We start from the raw sequence: 16,737 nt of genomic DNA on the forward strand, positions 1-16,737 counted from the left end.
ATGTGACGACGCGGGGGCCACCCTGACCGTTGAACCGGCGCCTGCCGAGCCGGCCGTCACATCACGGGAGGACAACGTGTCGGATTATCCGAAGATGATCGTCCCGGTCGACCACATTGAGCCGGTGCCTCGCCGGATCCGGGCGTTCCTCGGCGGCGAGCAGGTACTCGAAACCACGCGGGCGTTGTACGTGTGGGAATGGCCGTTCTTCCCGCAGTACTACATCCCCGTCGACGACGTGGATCGCAACCTGTTGATCGAGGGCCAGCACACCGAGGCGTCCCGGCGCGGGACCGCGCGGCTGCTCGGGCTGCAGGTTGGCGAGACGATCCGTCCTTCGTGCGGGCGGTTGTACGGAGATGACGCGCTGGCCGGGTTGGCGAACACGATCCGGTTCGACTGGGCAGCCATGGATGCCTGGTTCGAGGAGGACGAAGAGGTCTTCGTGCACCCCCGGAACCCGTTCTCGCGGGTGGACGCGGTGCGTTCCACCCGCAGCGTCAGGGTGGAACTGGAAGGGGTCGTCCTGGCCGAGTCGACATCGCCCGTGATGGTCTTCGAAACCGGTCTACCGCCCCGCTATTACCTCAACCGGACCGACGTGAACTTCACACACCTCGTGGCGTCGGCGACGAGGACCGCCTGCCCGTACAAGGGCCAGACCAGCGACTACTGGTCCGTCCGTCTCGATGACCAGACCCACCCGGACCTGGCCTGGTCGTACGACTTCCCGACCGCCGCACTCCTGCCGATCGCCGGCCTGATCGCCTTCTACAACGAAAAGGTCGATCTCTTCGTCGACGGCGAGCGACTGAGCCGGCCGGCAACGCCCTTTCACTGAACCAACCGCACGCCCTGGCACCGCGTCGAACCGGATTCCCGGTGTACGGATGCCCAGCACGCTCGATCCGGTACACGGGAGCCCCACCGTCAGGAACAGTGTCGGTCGCGTCAGCACGGCTCCCAACCGGTCAGCGTGCCCGGGTCTCCCAGACCGGCTTCTGCGGCTCGTCATTGTGCACGAGAAAGTCGACGTGATCGGTCGGGCGCACGGTGTCGAAGTAGAGCTGTTGGGCGGGGATGTAACGCTCCCGCCAGCGCCGTTCGACCTCCGCCCGGGATGACACCCGCCGCTCACGGATCACGGCACGGTCCACCGTCGTCTCGATCGCCGTGGAGACGAGAATGCGCAGCTCCCACCGATCGATCAGCTCCGGGCGCATGAGGAAGACTCCGTCGAACACCAGCACGGCGTCGGCGGGGGCCGTCCTGCTCGGCGGGGACAGCACGGTATCCGTTGCGCGGTCGTACACCGCGGGTTGGAAGCCCCGATCGCCGCCCGGTCCGAGGGGATCGAGCAGAACCCGGTTCAGCGCCGCCCAGTCGTGGGTGTCGAAGTAGCAGCCTTCGGCCGAGTACTCGCCGCGCGGATAGCGTCGCGCCCGCGGAAAGAGGAAGTCGTCGACCGTCGCGCGGATGACCTGGCGGCCCTGACTCCGCAGGACGGCGGCGAGTTCGTCGGCGAGGGTGGTCTTGCCGGTGGCTGGTGGACCGTCGACGGCAACCCGTACCGGGTGTGCGGCATCAACGGACCCGACCGCCTCGGCGAGACGGCCGAGCAGCTCCACCCGGCGCGGCCCCGGCCGTACCTCACTCACCGCAACTCGCAATCTCGGATCTGCAGCCACAGCCTCACGTCAGTCGTCCTCGATGCGCCCGGTGGTGGAATCGACCATGGCCAGGAAATCCCGGATGTTCTTCCGGTGCTCCTCCAGCGACAGGTCCGGAGCCGAACCCACGCCGAATCCGTAGCCGGGCCTCGGCCCGCTGAGCCACGTGTAGTGGGTGCCGTTGCACTCGTTCGGGCGGAGAGCGAACAACTCTCCGTCGACGTCAACCGTGAGTGACGCGGCGTCGGCGGCATCTTCAGGATCGGGGTACAGGCTGGGCACAGCCTCCGGATCGGCGTTGCCGTCATTCGGGTAGATGGGCTTCACATAGCCATCATCGCGCGGAAAGGACCATCCTGGCGGCCCAGCCGCAACTGCCCTGCTGCCGCACCGACCAACCCGCGACCACGCCGACCCACGACGCCGGCGGTTGCCGTCATGCCCGCACCAGGACGTCCGTCGACCCGCCGACGGCGGTGCGCGAGTGGGAATTGCCATTCCTACGCGGCACAGCCGCGCCGCCAGCCGTCACTGCGGGAACAGGTCCGCAGATTGCGACCGGACGGTGACCCGATCAGCGGAAACGGAGAGGCCCCCTCCCGACGGCATTGTCGGTAGAGGGCCCTCCTGCGACGAGCTACGGCTTGACGTACGCGTTGACGAACGCCGGGTAGCCGAACACGCTGGAGACGAAGACGCCGCCGGCCTTGGAGCCGTGCACGTGGTACGCCACGTCGACGTACATCGGCACCACCGGCGCGTGCTCCTTCATGATCCGCTCGTCCAGCTTGGCCCACTCCGGGCCCTGCTCGGACGGGGCGAGCGCCAGGATCCGGTCCATCTCGGCGTTGATCGTCGGGTCGTTGAAGTAGGACTGGTTGCTGTTGCCCTCGGCCTTGATGCTGCGGCCGTCGTACAGCACCGGCAGGATCGCCGCGCCGCTCGGCCAGTCCGCCGCCCAGTTACCGATGTACAGGTCCCACGGGTTGTCCTTCTTCTTGATCTCGTCGAGCTTCGCGTCGTCGGAGATGTTCCGCAACGTGATCTTGAAGCCGGCGCGCTCCAGGTTGGCCTTGAGCTGGGCGCCCTGCTGCTGCTCGGTCGAGTTGTCGGCGACACCGAGGACCAGCTCCGGAGTCTGCCCGCCGAGCAGCTCCTTGGCCTTGGCGACGTCGCCGTTGGGGCCCGCCGGGTACGCCTCGTACGCCTTGTAGCCGATCGTGGCCGGCGGCATCAGCGTGGTCAGCGGGGCGGCGACGTTCTGGCCGCCGAGCGCCTTGACCATGCCCTCCCGGTCGATGGCGTAGTTGAGCGCCTGCCGGATCTTGAGGTCCTTGACCCGCTGGTTGTTGATGACGAGCTGGTTGGCGCTCGGCGTCGGCGAGAGGATGCTGCGCGACTTCAGCGTGGCGTCCCCGGCCACCTTGGCGACCAGCGAGGCGGGTACGGCGTTGAAGGCGAGCGCGCTCTGGTCGGCGCCGTTGTCGGCGATGACCCGGTTGTTGGCGGCGTCCGCGGTCGGGCCGAAGCTCCAGACGAACTGGTCCGGGTACTGGTGCCGGACCGGGTCGGTGTTCGGGTCCCAGTTGGTGTTGCGGTCGAGCGTGATCTGGACGCCGACCTGGTTCTTGGCGACCTTGTAGGGGCCGGACGAGAACGGCTGCTTGTCCAGGTCGATGCCGGTGTCCTTGTCCGGGGGCAGCGGCGCGGTGGTCGGCAGCGACACGGCGAACGGCAGGTCACAGCGCGGCTTGGCGAACTCGAACCGCAGCGTCTTCGCGTCCGGCGTGGTGAGGCCGGGCGGCAGGGACGTCTTGTTCTTCTTGAAGTCCCACTTGGTGTCGAACTGCGGGGTGTCGGCCAGCCACTCCTGGATATAGGTCGGGCCGCCGGAGAGGTCGGGGTCGAAGGAGCGGGCGATGCCGTACGCGATCTCCTTGGACGTGATCGGCCGGCCGTCCTCGAACTTCACCCCGTCCTTGATGGTGAATTCCCAGACCTTGCAGTCGTTGTTGACGTTCTTGCCCGGCGTCTCGGCGAGGTCACCGACGAGGACCAGGCCACCCTTGCCGTCGTCCTTCCAGGTGGTCAGGTAGCGGGCGAAGAGCGGGTTGGTCATGAGGCCGGCGAACGAGTACGTCCGCTGCGGGTCGAGGTGGGAGATCGGCGACTCCCGGATGATGGTGAAGGTGCCGCCCTTCGCGGCGCCGCTCACCTCGGCCGCCGGCCCCTGCGAGTCCTTGGGGTCGGTCGCGATGACCCCGGTCTGCTGCCGGTTGTTGTCCACCGTGGTGCCCTCGCCCGTGTTCTTCGAGCACGCACCCAACGTCACAACCAGAGCGATCGCGCCGCCTGCGGCAACCGCCACGCGTGGTCGCATGAAGTACCTCCTTCACCCATGTGTCGTGCGGTTCCGTCGGGGCGGGAACCGCCGACGTCCCGAGGATCGTAAGGAAGAAAACCTACAAGTTGTGTAACAGTTGTCGATAAATTCCGCCAGCAGCCACGCGCGGCACGGCGCACGGCTCAGCGCAGCCGCACCCGTGGGTCGATGGCCGCGTACAGCAGGTCCACCAGCACGTTCGCCAGCACCACGAAGACGGCGGCGATCAGCACGGTGGCCATGATGGTGGGCAGGTCACCCGAGCGCACGGCGTCCACCGCCGTACGCCCCAACCCCTGGATGCCGAACGTCGTCTCGGTGATCACCGTGCCGCCCAGCGCCCCGCCCACGTCCAGCCCCGCGATGGTCACCACCGGGGTGATCGCCGCGCGCAGCGCGTGTCGCCCGTACACCGTGGGTTTGGCCAGACCCTTGGCCCGCGCGGTCCGGACGAAGTCCTCGGACAGCGTCTCCAGCATCTGCGCCCGCGACAGCCGGGCGTAGATCGCCGAGAACAGGAACGCCAACGACACCCAGGCGAGCACCAGCCCACTGGCCCACTTCACCGGATTGTCGAACAGGGACGTGTAGCTGGGCACCGGCAGCCACCGCAGGTTGTAGACGAACACCAGCAGCAGCACCGCGCCCACGAAGTAGAGCTGCAACGACGCGCCGGTGAGCGAGAAGCCGATGGCCGCCCGGTCCAGCCAGGTACCCCGACGCAGCGCCGAGACCATGCCCAGCCCCACCCCGAGCAGCAGCCAGAGGATCGCCGCCGGGATGACGATGCTCAGCGTCACCGGCAGCACCCGGGCGATGGTGTCCGAGACGGCCTCGTTGGTGACGTACGACCAGCCCAGGCAGGGCGCGTCGCACCGGCCACCCTGGGCGCTGCCCAGGTCCCGACCGGTGACGATGCCCTTCATGTAGCCCGCGTACTGGCTGATCAGCGGGTCGTTGAGGCCCAGGTCGTCGCGGACCCGTTCCAGCCGCTCCGGGTTGCAGTTCTTGGAGCAGATGCTGCTCACGGGATCACGTGGCAGGGCGAAGAACATCAGGAACGTCAGCACGCTCACCGCGAACAGGGTGAGCACGGCGGAGAACACGCGCTTGAGCAGGAATCGCGTCATGGCGAACCCCCTACCGGGACGACTTCGGGTCGAGCGCGTCCCGCAACGCGTCGCCGAAGAGGTTGAAGGCGAACACCAGCGCGAAGATCGTGATGCCCGGGAAGAACACGTACGCCGGGTCGGTCTGGAGGAAGTCCAGACTCCGGTAGATCATCCGGCCGAAGCTCGGCGTCTCGTCGCTGAGACCGACGCCGATGAACGACAACGCCGCCTCGCTGGTGATGAACTGCGGCACCGCCAGGGAGAACGACACCAGGATCGGCGCCCAGATGTTCGGCAGAAGCTGTCGGAAGATGATGTGCCCCAACCCGGCGCCACTGGCCTTGGCGGCCTCCACGAACTCCCGCTCCCGCAGCGCGATCACCTGCCCGCGCACCAGGCGGGCCGTGCCGGTCCAGCCGAAGATCGCGAAGACGGCGATCAGCACCCCCACCCCGAACGCGGACGACACCTGCCCCCGCTCGCCGTAGAAGCGCAGCGTGATCGTGGGGGTGAGCGCCAACGCGATGATCAGGAACGGCATGGCCAGCGTCAGGTCGGTGATCCAGTTGATCACCGCGTCCAGCCAGCCGCCGAGGTAGCCGGCCAGCGCGCCGAGCGCGATGCCGATCGCGGCCGTGATCAGGGCCGCGGCGAACGCGATGAACAGTGACGTGCGCAGCCCGTAGATCAACCGGATGAAGATGTCCCGGCCCAGCCCCGGTTCCAGGCCGAACCAGTGCTCCCCGGTGACCCCGCCGACGTAACCGAGCGGCATGCCGAAGCCGTCCAGCAGGCTCTGGAACTGCTCGCGCGGCCCGACGCCGTAGACCATCTCGATCAGCGGGGCGGACAACCCCAACAGCATGAAGAACACCAGGAGTACGCCGCTGACCACAGCCGTACGGTCGCGGCGCAGCCGCATCCAGGCGAGCTGGCCGGGTGAGCGCCCGACGACACCCTTCGTCGCCGGCCCGCTCGCCTCCGAGCCGGCCTCGATCTCGGCCAGCGCCACACCCTCCACCGGGGACAGGCTCACGACGACACCTCCTCGACGATCGCGTCTGTCGTCCCGGCCCCGACAGCCGCCCCACTCTCCGGGCCGGTGCCGCCTGCTTCCCCTTCGGGGCCGGTGCTGCCTGCTTCCCCTTCGGGGCCGGTGCTGCCTGCTTCCCCTTCGGGGCCGGTGCTGCCTGCTTCCCCTTCGGGGAAGTGGCACGCGGTGGCCTGCCGGCCTCCGTCGCGCGGCGTCAGCGCGGGCTGCTCGGTGGCGCAGACGTCCTGCGCCTTCCAGCAGCGGGTACGGAACCGACAGCCCGACGGCGGGTCGAGCGGTGTGGGCACGTCACCGGTCAGCCGGATCCGGCCCGCCGGGCCGAGCTGCGTGACGTCCGGGATCGCCGAGAGCAGCGCCCGGGTGTACGGATGCTGCGGGCGCTCGTAGATGTCGTCCCGGTCGCCGATCTCCACGATCCGGCCCAGGTACATGACCGCGACCCGCTGACAGAAGTGCCGGACCACGGCCAGGTCGTGCGCGATGAACACGAACGCCAGCCCGAGTTCTCGTTGCAGGTCGCGCAGCAGGTTGACGACCTGCGCCTGGATCGAGACGTCCAGCGCGCTCACCGGCTCGTCGGCGACGATCAGCTTCGGCCGCAGCGCCAACGCGCGGGCGATCCCGATGCGCTGGCGCTGCCCGCCGGAGAACTCGTGCGGGTACCGGTTGTAGTGCTCCGGGTTCAGCCCGACCAGCTCCAGCAGCTCCTGCACCCGCGCCTTGATTCCGCCGGGCGGCTTGATGCCGTTGACCTGCAACGGCATCGCCACGATCCGGCCCACCGTGTGCCGGGGGTTCAACGACGCGTACGGGTCCTGGAAGATGATCTGGAGTTCCTGCCGCAGCGGGCGCAGCTCGCGCCGGCCGGCGTGGGTGATGTCCCGCCCGGCGAACTCGATGCTGCCACTCGTCGGCTCCAGCAGCCGCACCAGCATCCGGCCGGTGGTCGTCTTGCCGCAGCCCGACTCCCCCACCAGGCCGAGCGTCTCGCCAGGGCGCACGTCGAAGTCGAGCCCGTCGACCGCCCGCACGGTGCCGGTGGCGCGCAGTCCCTGCCGTACCGGAAAGTGCTTGGTCAGCCCACGGACCCGCAGCAGTGGTTCGTCGCTCATCGGGCCACCCCCACGGATGCCACGTTCTCGGCGTAGATCGCCGCACGCTCCTCGGCGCTCAGGTGGCAGGCGACCAGGTGGCCGTCGCCGCCCGCCGGCCGCAACTCGGGCACCTCGACACGGGACCGGTCGCCGACCCGGTCGTCGTACCGGCAGCGCGGGTGGAAGGCGCACCCGGACGGCAGGTTGATGAGGCTCGGCGGATTGCCGGGGATCGGCACCAGGTCCGCGTCCGCGTCGCCGTGCAGCGACGGCACGCTGGAGAGCAACCCCCAGGTGTACGGATGCTGCGGCGAGCGGAGCACCTGCTCCACGCTGCCGCGCTCCACGGCCCGCCCGCCGTACATGACCAGCACCTCGTCGGCGACCTGGCCGACCACACCGAGGTCGTGGGTGATCAGGATGATCGCGGAGTGGAACTCGGCCTGGAGGTCGGCGAGCAGGTCGAGGATCTGCGCCTGCACCGTGACGTCCAGCGCGGTGGTCGGCTCGTCGGCGATCAGCAACGCCGGGTCGTTGACCAGCGCCATGGCGATCATCGCCCGCTGGCGCATGCCGCCGGAGAACTCGTGCGGGTACGCATCGAAGCGGCGGGCGGGCTGCGGGATGCCGACCCGGTCCAGCATGTCCACCGCCCGCTGGCGGGCCGCCCGCCGACCGACCTTCGGGTGGTGCACCCGGTACGCCTCGGCGATCTGCCGGCCGACGGTGTAGTACGGGTGCAGCGCGGACAGCGGATCCTGGAAGATCATCGCCATCTCCTGGCCGCGCAGTCGGCGTACCTCCTCCTCGGGCAGACCGACGAGCTGCCGGCCGCCGACGGAGATCTCTCCGGTGATCGTGGCCCGCTTGGGGTCGTGCAGACCGAGGATGGCCAGCGACGTGACGCTCTTTCCGGAGCCGGACTCACCGACGATGCCGAGCGTGCGGCCCCGCTCGACGGCGAAGGACACCCCGTCGACCGCGCGCACGACGCCGTCCGAGGTGTCGAAGCGGACCCGCAGGTCACTCACCCGCAGGTAGGGATCCGAGCTGTCCACGGCACCTCCCTCAGTGACGAAGAGAACTTACAACAATGTCCAGAGGGTGAAAATAAGCTACAAGTTCGGCACGTGTCAGCGGGCCCGAGCGTAACGACTCCGCATCAGCCCCGCACGCCCGTCACCTACGGCGTTCATGGCCTCGGACGCACGTCAGGTGCGACCATGGGGCGAGCGACCAGCAGATGATGCACCCGGCACGAGGTGGAGGTGACGATGACCGCGGCGGTGTTCAACCACGAAGGCCCGTGGACCGAAGAGGATTACCTCGCCCTCGGCGAGACGCAGCAACGCGTCGAACTTTTCGACGGGAGCCTCCACGTGACCCCAGCCCCCACCCCCCGACACCAGCGCATCTCCCGCAGGCTCGGCAACATCCTCGAAGCAGCCACCGGGCCCGCCGGCCTCGAATTGCTGGAGGCGGTCAACGTCCGACTCCGGCCCGGTCGGATCCCGATCCCCGACCTCGTGATCACCGGTCCGATCGACTTCGACGAACTCAACGTCGAAGCGGGTGACGTGCGGCTGGTATGCGAGATCATCTCACCGAGCAATGCATCCACCGACAAGGTGTTGAAGATGCACTACTACGCCGCCGCCGGGATCGGGTGGTATCTGTTGGTGGAACAGGAAACCGGCGCGCTGCGCCTCTACCGTCGCCAAGGCGGCCACTACGTCGAAGTAGGGGCCGCGAAGCGCGGCGAGGTTCTGGAACTGACCGAGCCGGTCAAGGCCACCATCCGGCCGGAAGAACTTCTTCCCTGACGGGCGTCGGTCCGCTGCCCTAGGGTCGTCGCATGACCGAGTTCGACGCGGCCACCGCCGCCGTCCAGGCCGCTCTCGACGCGGGCGCCCGGTACGCCGACGCGCGGGTGATGCACCGCCGCTACGAGTCGATGACCGCACGCAACGGCGACGTGGAGGAGCTGACCCAGGACGAGAGCATCGGGCTCGGCGTCCGGGCGCTGGTCGGCGCCAGCTGGGGCTTTCACGCCGTACCCGATCTGTCGGACGCCGCCGCCCGCGACGCCGGCCGGCGCGCGACCCGGACCGCGATGGCCAGTGCCCGGGTGCCCGGCCCCGCGGTCGACCTGGTCGCGGTCGAGGCCGTGACGGCGAGCTGGTCCTCGGACTGCCGGATCGACCCGCTCGCGGTTCCGCTGTCCGACAAGGGCGACCTGCTCGTCGGCGCGACCCGCACCATGGCCGAGCACGGCGCGGACCTGGCCGAGGGGCTCTACCAGATCTGGGACACCGCCAAGTGGTTCGTCTCCAGCGAGGGTCACCGCATCGACCAGCGCATCCGCGAGTGCGGTGGCGGTATCTCGGCCACCTCGATCGGCGACGGCGAGACGCAGCGGCGGTCCTGGCCCAGTTACCGGGGGCAGTACGGCACCACCGGCTGGGAGCTGGTCGAATCGCTCGACCTGGCCGCGCACGCCGCGCAGATCGCCGAGGAGTCACGGGCGCTGCTCACCGCGCCACCCTGCCCGGCCGGCGAGACGGATCTGATCCTCGGCAGCGAGCAACTGGCCCTGCAGATCCACGAGTCGGTGGGCCACGCCATCGAACTGGACCGGATCCTCGGCTGGGAGGCCGCTTTCGCCGGCACGTCCTGGCTGGACCTGGCCCAGCTCGGCTCGCTGCGCTACGGCTCCGAGCTGATGAACATCACCATCGACCCGACGATCCCCGGCGCGCTGGGCAGCTTCGGTTTCGACGACGAGGGCTCCCCCGCCGTCAAGCGGGACGCGGTACGCGACGGCCGGTGGGTGGGGGTGCTCGCGGGTCGCGACTCCGCGGCTGTGGCCGGTCTCGGCTACGGCGGCAGCGTACGCGCCGACGGGTGGGCCCGGCTGCCGATGGTGCGAATGACCAACGTGGGCCTGGAACCCGGTCCGCACACCCTGGAGGAGATCATCGCGGCCACCGACGACGGCGTGCTGATGGACCTCAACCGCTCGTGGTCGATCGACGACAAGCGGCTCAACTTCCAGTTCGGTTGCGAGATCGGGTGGGAGATCAAGAACGGTCGGCGGGGGCGGATGCTGCGCAATCCGACGTACACCGGGATCGGCCCGCTGTTCTGGCGTTCGATGGACATGCTCTCCGGCGAGACGGTGCCCTGGGGGACCCCCAACTGCGGCAAGGGCCAGCCGGGCCAGATCGGGCACACCGGCCACCCGGCCGCGCCGGCCCGCTTCCGCAACGTCCGGGTGGGGGTGTCCGCGTGAGCGCGAGGAGTGAGCCGGTTTTGCGAGCCCCGCAGTCGCGAACGAAAGGCGGCCCAGCATGAACGAGTTGGAGCTGGCGGGGCAGGTCATCGAGTTGGTCCGGCGGCTCGGTGGCCCGGCCGTGCAGGCCGAGGTGGTGGCGACGCGGGCGGATCTGGCGCTCACCCGCTTCGCCAACTCGGCCATCCACCAGAACGTCTCCGAGTCGACGGTCGGCGTCCGGCTGCGGGTGCACCTCGACGGACGCACCGTCGCCGGCAGCGGGAGCATCGTCACCCCTGACGGGCTGCACGCGCTTGTCGAGCGGACCCTGGCCGCGACCCGCCTGGGTCCGCTCGACCCGGGATGGCCCGGCCTGGTGCCGCCCACGCCCGCGCCGGCCGCGCCGCCCGTCGACGAGGCGACCGCCCACGCCGAGCCGGACCAGCGGGCCGACCGGGTGGCCGCGTTCGTGGCCGCCGCCGCGCCGCTCACCACGGCGGGGTACTGCCGTACCGCGCACCGCTCGTCGGCGTTCGCGAACTCGGCGGGGCACAGCGCGGACGGCCGGTCGGCGGAGGCGGCGATGGACGGCATCGCCCGCCGCGACGGCGCGGACGGCGTCGCGCGGCACAGCGCGGACCGACTGTCTGACCTCGACGGGGCCGAGTTGGGCGCGCAGGCGGCCGCGAAGGCACAGGCGGCAGCGGATCCGGTCGAGTTGCCGCCGGGGCGCTACGAGGTGGTGTTCGAACCGGCCGCCGTGGCGGACCTGTTGCAGAACCTGTCCTGGTACGGCTTCAACGGCAAGCGGTACGCCGAGCGGCAGTCCTTCGCCGAGCCGGGGGCGGCCCAGTTCGACCCGCTGGTGACCCTGGTGGACGATCCGCTCGGCGCGTCCGGCCTGCCGTTCGACGCCGAGGGCACCGGCCGGCGGGCGGTGACCCTGGTCGAGGCGGGCACCACGCGGGCCGTCGCACACGACCGGCGGACCGCCGCCGACGCGGGCGCGGAGTCCACCGGACACGCGATCGCGGGCGGCGCCACCTGGGGCCCGATGGCCCGCAACCTCCGACTCTCGCCTGCGGCGGCCGGCCCGGCCAGCGCGGTGGGCCGGAACACCACGGGCACGGCCGCCGGCGCGGTGGTCGACGCGGACACGGCCGCGCTGGTCGCCGGAGTACGACGGGGGCTGCTGGTCAGCGACCTCTGGTACACCCGTGTGCTCGACCCGAAGAGCCTGGTCGTCACCGGGTTGACCCGCAACGGGGTGTGGCTGATCGAGGACGGCATGGTCGTCCGGGCGGTCCGCGACCTGCGGTTCACCGAGTCGTACCCCCGGGCGCTCGGGCCGGGCGCGGTGCTCGGGCTGGGTTCTCGGACGGTGCGCCAACCGGACCGGGTGGACGGTGCCTGGTGGGCGGCGCCCTCGGTGCGGCTGGCGTCCTGGCACTTCACCGGAGGCGCGTCGGGCTGAGGAGCGCGACGGTCCGCGCGCCTCGGCGTTTCACCAGGCCAGACACACGGGACGCTCCCTTGCGCGGACGGCCCGCAAAGATCGGCGTAACGTGTGTCACTTAGCTGCGTCGGTCGATCCGGCGTGGTCGTTGGTGTGCGCATGACGTGGCAGCGGGTGCGGGTTCGCCGGTCCGCGTGCCGACCGGAGACAGCAGCCCGCCCGTACGGGCCCGTCGAGGAGACGACTCGAATGACTTCAACGGCAACGAGGCCGCGGGGGGCGCGGGCGCGCGCCGCCATCACGGCGAAGACGTTGCGTACCGACCGATGGTGGTTCGCCCCGCTGATCACGGTGATCGGGCTCGGCGCCTGGGTGGCGTACGCGACGGTCCGGGTGTTCATGCACGACCACTACTGGGTCGACGCCTACCACTACCTGACCCCGTTCTACTCCCCGTGTGTGACCGACCGGTGTGTCGAGCAGGCCTCACACTTCGGCCGGTTCCTGCCCGGCTGGTGGATCATCCCGGACGCCGCGCTGACCCTGCCGTTCCTGCTGCTGTTCCGGCTCACCTGCTACTACTACCGCAAGGCGTACTACCGGTCCTTCTGGCTGTCGCCGCCGGCCTGCGCCGTCCCGGACGGTCACAAGGAGTACGGCGGGGAGACCCGTTTCCCGCTGCTCGGCCAGAACCTGCACCGTTACTTCTTCTACGCCGCCGCGATCATCTCGCTGATCAACACGTGGGACGCGATCCTCGCGTTCCACTCACCCAAGGGCTTCGGCTTCGGACTGGGCAACCTCGTCCTGCTGCTCAACGTGGTGATGCTCTGGGCGTACACGATCTCCTGCCACTCCTGCCGGCACATCATCGGCGGCCGGCTCAAGCACTTCTCCAAGCACCCGGTGCGCTACCGCGCGTGGACCGTCGTCTCGGCGTTGAACGTCCGGCACATGCAGCTCGCCTGGATCACCCTCGGCACCCTCGCGCTGACCGACTTCTACGTGCTGGCGCTGTCGGCCGGCTGGTTCAACGACCTGCGGTTCATCAACTAAAGGGCCCCTGACATGACCACTACCACTCGTATCGAACGACACCACTACGACGTCGTCGTCATCGGGGCCGGCGGCGCCGGTCTGCGCGCGGCCATCGAGGCCCGCCTCGCCGGCAAGAAGACGGCGATCATCTCGAAGTCGCTGTTCGGCAAGGCGCACACGGTGATGGCCGAGGGCGGCGCCGCCGCCGCGATGGGCAACGTGAACAGCCGTGACAACTGGCAGGTGCACTTCCGCGACACCATGCGCGGCGGCAAGTTCCTCAACAACTTCCGGATGGCCGAGCTGCACGCGAAGGAGTCGCCGCAGCGGATCTGGGAGCTGGAGACGTACGGCGCGCTCTTCGACCGTACGAAGGACGGCAAGATCTCCCAGCGCAACTTCGGTGGGCACGAGTACCCCCGGCTGGCGCACGTGGGCGACCGGACCGGTCTGGAGCTGATCCGCACCCTCCAGCAGAAGATCGTCTCGCTGCAACAGGAGGACAAGCGCGAGTTCGGCTCGTACGACGCCCGGATCAGGGTCTTCTCCGAGACGACCATCACCGAGTTGGTGCTCGACGGCGACCGGGTAGCGGGCGCGTTCGGCTACTACCGCGAGTCCGGCGAGTTCATCCTCTTCGAGGCGCCGGCGGTGGTGCTGGCCACCGGCGGTGTCGGACGCTCCTACAAGGTCACCTCGAACTCCTGGGAGTACACCGGGGACGGCCACGCGCTGGCGTTGCGCGCCGGGGCGACGCTGATCAACATGGAGTTCCTCCAGTTCCACCCGACCGGCATGGTCTGGCCGCCCTCGGTGAAGGGCATCCTGGTCACCGAGTCGGTCCGTGGCGACGGTGGTGTCCTCAAGAACTCCGAGGGCAAGCGGTTCATGTTCGACTACGTCCCCGACGTCTTCCGCAAGCAGTACGCGGAGACCGAGGAGGAGGCGGACCGCTGGTACACCGACCCGGACAACAACCGGCGTCCACCGGAGCTGCTGCCCCGCGACGAGGTGGCCCGCGCGATCAACAGCGAGGTCAAGGCCGGTCGGGGCTCCCCCGCCGGCGGGGTCTTCCTGGACATCGCGAGCCGGCGCTCCGCCGACGAGATCCGCCGACGGCTGCCCTCGATGTACCACCAGTTCAAGGAGCTGGCCGACGTCGACATCACGGCCGAACCGATGGAGGTCGGGCCGACCTGCCACTACGTGATGGGCGGCGTCGAGGTGGACCCGGATTCGGGTGCCGCCTTCGGCCACGTACGCGGTCTGTTCGCCGCCGGTGAGGTCTCCGGCGGCATGCACGGCTCCAACCGCCTCGGCGGCAACTCCCTGTCCGACCTGCTGGTGTTCGGCAAGCGGGCGGGCGGGCACGCGGCCAGCTACGCCGACGGGCTGTCCGCCCGGCCGAAGGTGGCCGTGGACGCCGTCGAGGCGGCCGTGGAGACCGCCCTCGCCCCGTTGCAGCGGGACACCGGCGAGAGCCCGTACACCCTTCAGCAGGACCTCCAGGCGGTCATGGGGGATCTGGTCGGCATCATTCGGCGCGAGGGCGAGCTGGCCGACGCGCTGGTGCGACTGGCCGAGCTGCGCGAGCGGGTCGCCAAGGTGAGCGCGGCCGGCGGCCGGCGCTACAACCCGGGGTGGCACCTGGCCCTGGACCTGCGCAACATGCTGGTGGTCTCGGAGTGCACCGCGAAGGCGGCGTTGGAGCGGCAGGAGTCGCGCGGCGGGCACACCCGCGAGGACTATCCGGCGATGGAGCCGAAGTGGCGGCAGGTGAACCTCGTCTGCTCCCTGGACGGCGACACCGTGCAGCTGACCCGTAAGCCGCTGCCGACGATGCGGCCGGAGCTGATCGGCCTCTTCGACCGGGCCGAGCTGGCCAAGTACCTCACCGACGAGGAGCTCACCGACTTCGACGCTCTCGTCGCCGACGCTGGAGAGGCGGACAACCGATGAGCGCGAAGCGTCAGTTCCGGATCTGGCGGGGCGACGAGACCGGCGGCGACCTGCAGGACTACATGGTCGAGGTGAACGAGGGCGAGGTCGTCCTCGACGTCATCCACCGCCTGCAGGCGACCGACGCGCCCGATTTGGCCTGCCGGTGGAACTGCAAGGCCGGCAAGTGCGGCTCCTGCTCGATGGAGATCAACGGCAAGCCGCGACTGGGCTGCATGACCCGGATGTCGACCTTCGGCGACGACGAGACGGTCACGGTCACCCCGCTGCGGACCTTCCCGGTCATCCGGGATCTGGTCACCGACGTCTCGTTCAACTACGAGAAGGCGCGGGAGACCCCGGCGTTCGCCCCGCCGGCGGACGTCGCGCCGGGCGACTACCGGATGCAGCAGGTCGACGTCGAGCGCTCGCAGGAGTTCCGCAAGTGCATCGAGTGCTTCCTGTGCCAGACGGTCTGCCACGTGATCCGTGACCACGAGGAGAACAAGCAGGCGTTCTCCGGTCCGCGGTACTTCATCCGGGCGGCCGAGCTGGACATGCACCCGCTGGACGCCCGGACCGACCGCAAGGAGTACGCACAGGCCGAACAGGGCCTCGGTTTCTGCAACATCACCAAGTGCTGCACCGAGGTCTGCCCCGAGCACATCAAGATCACCGACAACGGGATCATCCCCATGAAGGAACGCGTCGTCGACCGCAGGTACGATCCCCTTGTGTGGCTTGGTAGCAAGATCTTCCGTCGGGGCGAGACGCCCCAGACCAGCGTGACCACCGCCCGTCAGGGCTCGGCGACGTCGTCGGGTGCGACTCGGGGCGGGTTGCACTCGCACGCGGGTGGCTCGCACGACCAGCGGGCCGAGGCGCAGGCGCAGGCCGGCGTCAACTGGGACCGGGAGGTGCCCCACCCGACCGCTCCGGCGGTCGACGACCGGGGCCGGCTGCCGCTGACCGAGCTCACCTTCGACCGGCCCGCCGCGCCGTCGCCCTTCGGCGACGACGTGACCTTCCCGCTGCCTCCGGAGCACCTCAACTTCGCGCACCCGGACCAGGACGACAAGCACTAGCAGGACCACCGGATACGGGGGCTGTCGGCATCGCCGACAGCCCCCGCCCCATTCCCCCACCCTGCCAACCAACCCCGCCCCCGCCCTTGCCCCGGTTGATCATGAAGTTATTGCCCCGACACGCCGGCGGGAAGGGCAATAACCTCATGATCAACGGGGTGGGGCGGGGGGTTAGGGGGTTTTCAGGTGGGGGTGTAGGGCGGCCACGATGGGGGCGTCGGCGGGGAGCCAGGTGACCGAGTCCAGTTCGTCGATGGTCAACCAGCGCAGCGCCTGGTGCTCCAGTGCCTGCGGTTCGTCACCGTGGAGCAGGCGGGCGGCGTACACCTTGAGCACCGACCGGCCGTGGGCCATCCGGACGTTGCGGCCGACCCGGGCGCCGACCTCGACGCGTACGGCCAACTCCTCGGCGCACTCCCGGATCAGCGCGTCGGTCTCGGCCTCACCGGGCTCAACCTTCCCACCAGGGAACTCCCACATGCCGGCCACCTCCGGCGGGGCGGAGCGCGCACAGGCGAGCACCCGTCCGTCCCGGATGATCGCCGCTCCCACGATCACCTTCAGGTCCCGTCGCTGGGCCTGCCCGCCACCATTAGCCCGTTCGGTCTGCACGGGCGTCCAGGGTGCCAGATC

At 69.6% G+C, this 16,737-nt stretch carries 15 protein-coding genes; 7 read left to right on the forward strand and 8 right to left on the reverse strand.

The window, feature by feature from the left end:
• Positions 1–76 precede the first annotated feature (76 nt).
• Complete coding sequence (locus AB0I89_RS15200; RefSeq protein ID WP_357126075.1) at positions 77–841, forward strand: DUF427 domain-containing protein; 765 nt, start codon at positions 77–79, stop codon at positions 839–841.
• A 130-nt stretch (positions 842–971) separates the two neighbouring features.
• On the opposite strand, the gene AB0I89_RS15205 is transcribed toward AB0I89_RS15200, so the two are convergent.
• The 7 genes from AB0I89_RS15205 to AB0I89_RS15235 all read right to left on the reverse strand — a co-directional run bounded on the left by AB0I89_RS15205 (position 972) and on the right by AB0I89_RS15235 (position 8,371).
• Positions 972–1,658 (reverse strand): uridylate kinase, encoded by a 687-nt coding sequence (locus AB0I89_RS15205; RefSeq protein WP_357126078.1) that lies wholly within the window; start codon positions 1,656–1,658, stop codon positions 972–974.
• A 39-nt stretch (positions 1,659–1,697) separates the two neighbouring features.
• A complete protein-coding gene (locus tag AB0I89_RS15210) occupies positions 1,698–1,997 on the reverse strand; it encodes a hypothetical protein (RefSeq protein WP_357126081.1) in 300 nt (99 codons plus the stop codon).
• Between the two features lie 310 nt (positions 1,998–2,307).
• Positions 2,308–4,050, reverse strand: a complete 1,743-nt coding sequence (locus AB0I89_RS15215) for an ABC transporter substrate-binding protein (RefSeq protein WP_357126084.1) — start codon at positions 4,048–4,050, stop codon at positions 2,308–2,310.
• Positions 4,051–4,196: 146 nt separating this feature from the next.
• Complete coding sequence (locus AB0I89_RS15220) at positions 4,197–5,183, reverse strand: ABC transporter permease (protein ID WP_357126087.1); 987 nt, start codon at positions 5,181–5,183, stop codon at positions 4,197–4,199.
• Positions 5,184–5,193: 10 nt separating this feature from the next.
• Positions 5,194–6,201 (reverse strand): ABC transporter permease, encoded by a 1,008-nt coding sequence (locus AB0I89_RS15225; RefSeq protein WP_357126090.1) that lies wholly within the window; start codon positions 6,199–6,201, stop codon positions 5,194–5,196.
• Positions 6,198–7,331 carry a dipeptide ABC transporter ATP-binding protein gene (locus AB0I89_RS15230; protein ID WP_357126093.1) on the reverse strand — a complete coding sequence of 378 codons (1,134 nt, stop codon included), beginning with the start codon at positions 7,329–7,331 and terminating at the stop codon, positions 6,198–6,200. Before AB0I89_RS15230 ends, AB0I89_RS15225 begins: the two co-directional genes overlap by 4 nt.
• Positions 7,328–8,371 (reverse strand): ABC transporter ATP-binding protein, encoded by a 1,044-nt coding sequence (locus AB0I89_RS15235; RefSeq protein WP_357126097.1) that lies wholly within the window; start codon positions 8,369–8,371, stop codon positions 7,328–7,330. Before AB0I89_RS15235 ends, AB0I89_RS15230 begins: the two co-directional genes overlap by 4 nt.
• Positions 8,372–8,587: 216 nt before the next feature.
• Here AB0I89_RS15235 and AB0I89_RS15240 point away from each other — a divergent pair, with 216 nt between their 5' ends.
• The 6 genes from AB0I89_RS15240 (at position 8,588) to AB0I89_RS15265 (ending at position 16,104) form a co-directional block, all read left to right on the forward strand.
• Complete coding sequence (locus tag AB0I89_RS15240; RefSeq protein WP_357126100.1) at positions 8,588–9,136, forward strand: Uma2 family endonuclease; 549 nt, start codon at positions 8,588–8,590, stop codon at positions 9,134–9,136.
• Between the two features lie 32 nt (positions 9,137–9,168).
• The gene (locus AB0I89_RS15245) at positions 9,169–10,605 is read left to right on the forward strand and encodes a TldD/PmbA family protein (protein ID WP_357126103.1); all 1,437 of its coding nucleotides are present in this window, start codon (positions 9,169–9,171) and stop codon (positions 10,603–10,605) included.
• 58 nt (positions 10,606–10,663) lie between these two features.
• Complete coding sequence (locus AB0I89_RS15250; RefSeq protein WP_357126106.1) at positions 10,664–12,061, forward strand: metallopeptidase TldD-related protein; 1,398 nt, start codon at positions 10,664–10,666, stop codon at positions 12,059–12,061.
• Positions 12,062–12,292: 231 nt separating this feature from the next.
• Positions 12,293–13,099: a hypothetical protein gene (locus tag AB0I89_RS15255; RefSeq protein ID WP_357126109.1), complete on the forward strand. Its 807-nt coding sequence runs from the start codon at positions 12,293–12,295 to the stop codon at positions 13,097–13,099.
• A gap of 12 nt (positions 13,100–13,111) precedes the next feature.
• A complete protein-coding gene (locus AB0I89_RS15260) occupies positions 13,112–15,040 on the forward strand; it encodes a fumarate reductase/succinate dehydrogenase flavoprotein subunit (protein WP_357126112.1) in 1,929 nt (642 codons plus the stop codon).
• Positions 15,037–16,104 carry a succinate dehydrogenase/fumarate reductase iron-sulfur subunit gene (locus tag AB0I89_RS15265; RefSeq protein ID WP_357126115.1) on the forward strand — a complete coding sequence of 356 codons (1,068 nt, stop codon included), beginning with the start codon at positions 15,037–15,039 and terminating at the stop codon, positions 16,102–16,104. The genes AB0I89_RS15260 and AB0I89_RS15265 overlap by 4 nt, the downstream gene beginning before the upstream one ends.
• A 171-nt stretch (positions 16,105–16,275) precedes the next feature.
• Here the strand turns inward: AB0I89_RS15265 and AB0I89_RS15270 are convergent, their stop codons facing one another.
• A complete protein-coding gene (locus AB0I89_RS15270; RefSeq protein WP_357126118.1) occupies positions 16,276–16,716 on the reverse strand; it encodes a (deoxy)nucleoside triphosphate pyrophosphohydrolase in 441 nt (146 codons plus the stop codon).
• Positions 16,717–16,737 lie beyond the last annotated feature (21 nt).

Source organism: Micromonospora sp. NPDC049801 (assembly GCF_040656575.1).
GTDB lineage: Bacteria > Actinomycetota > Actinomycetes > Mycobacteriales > Micromonosporaceae > Micromonospora.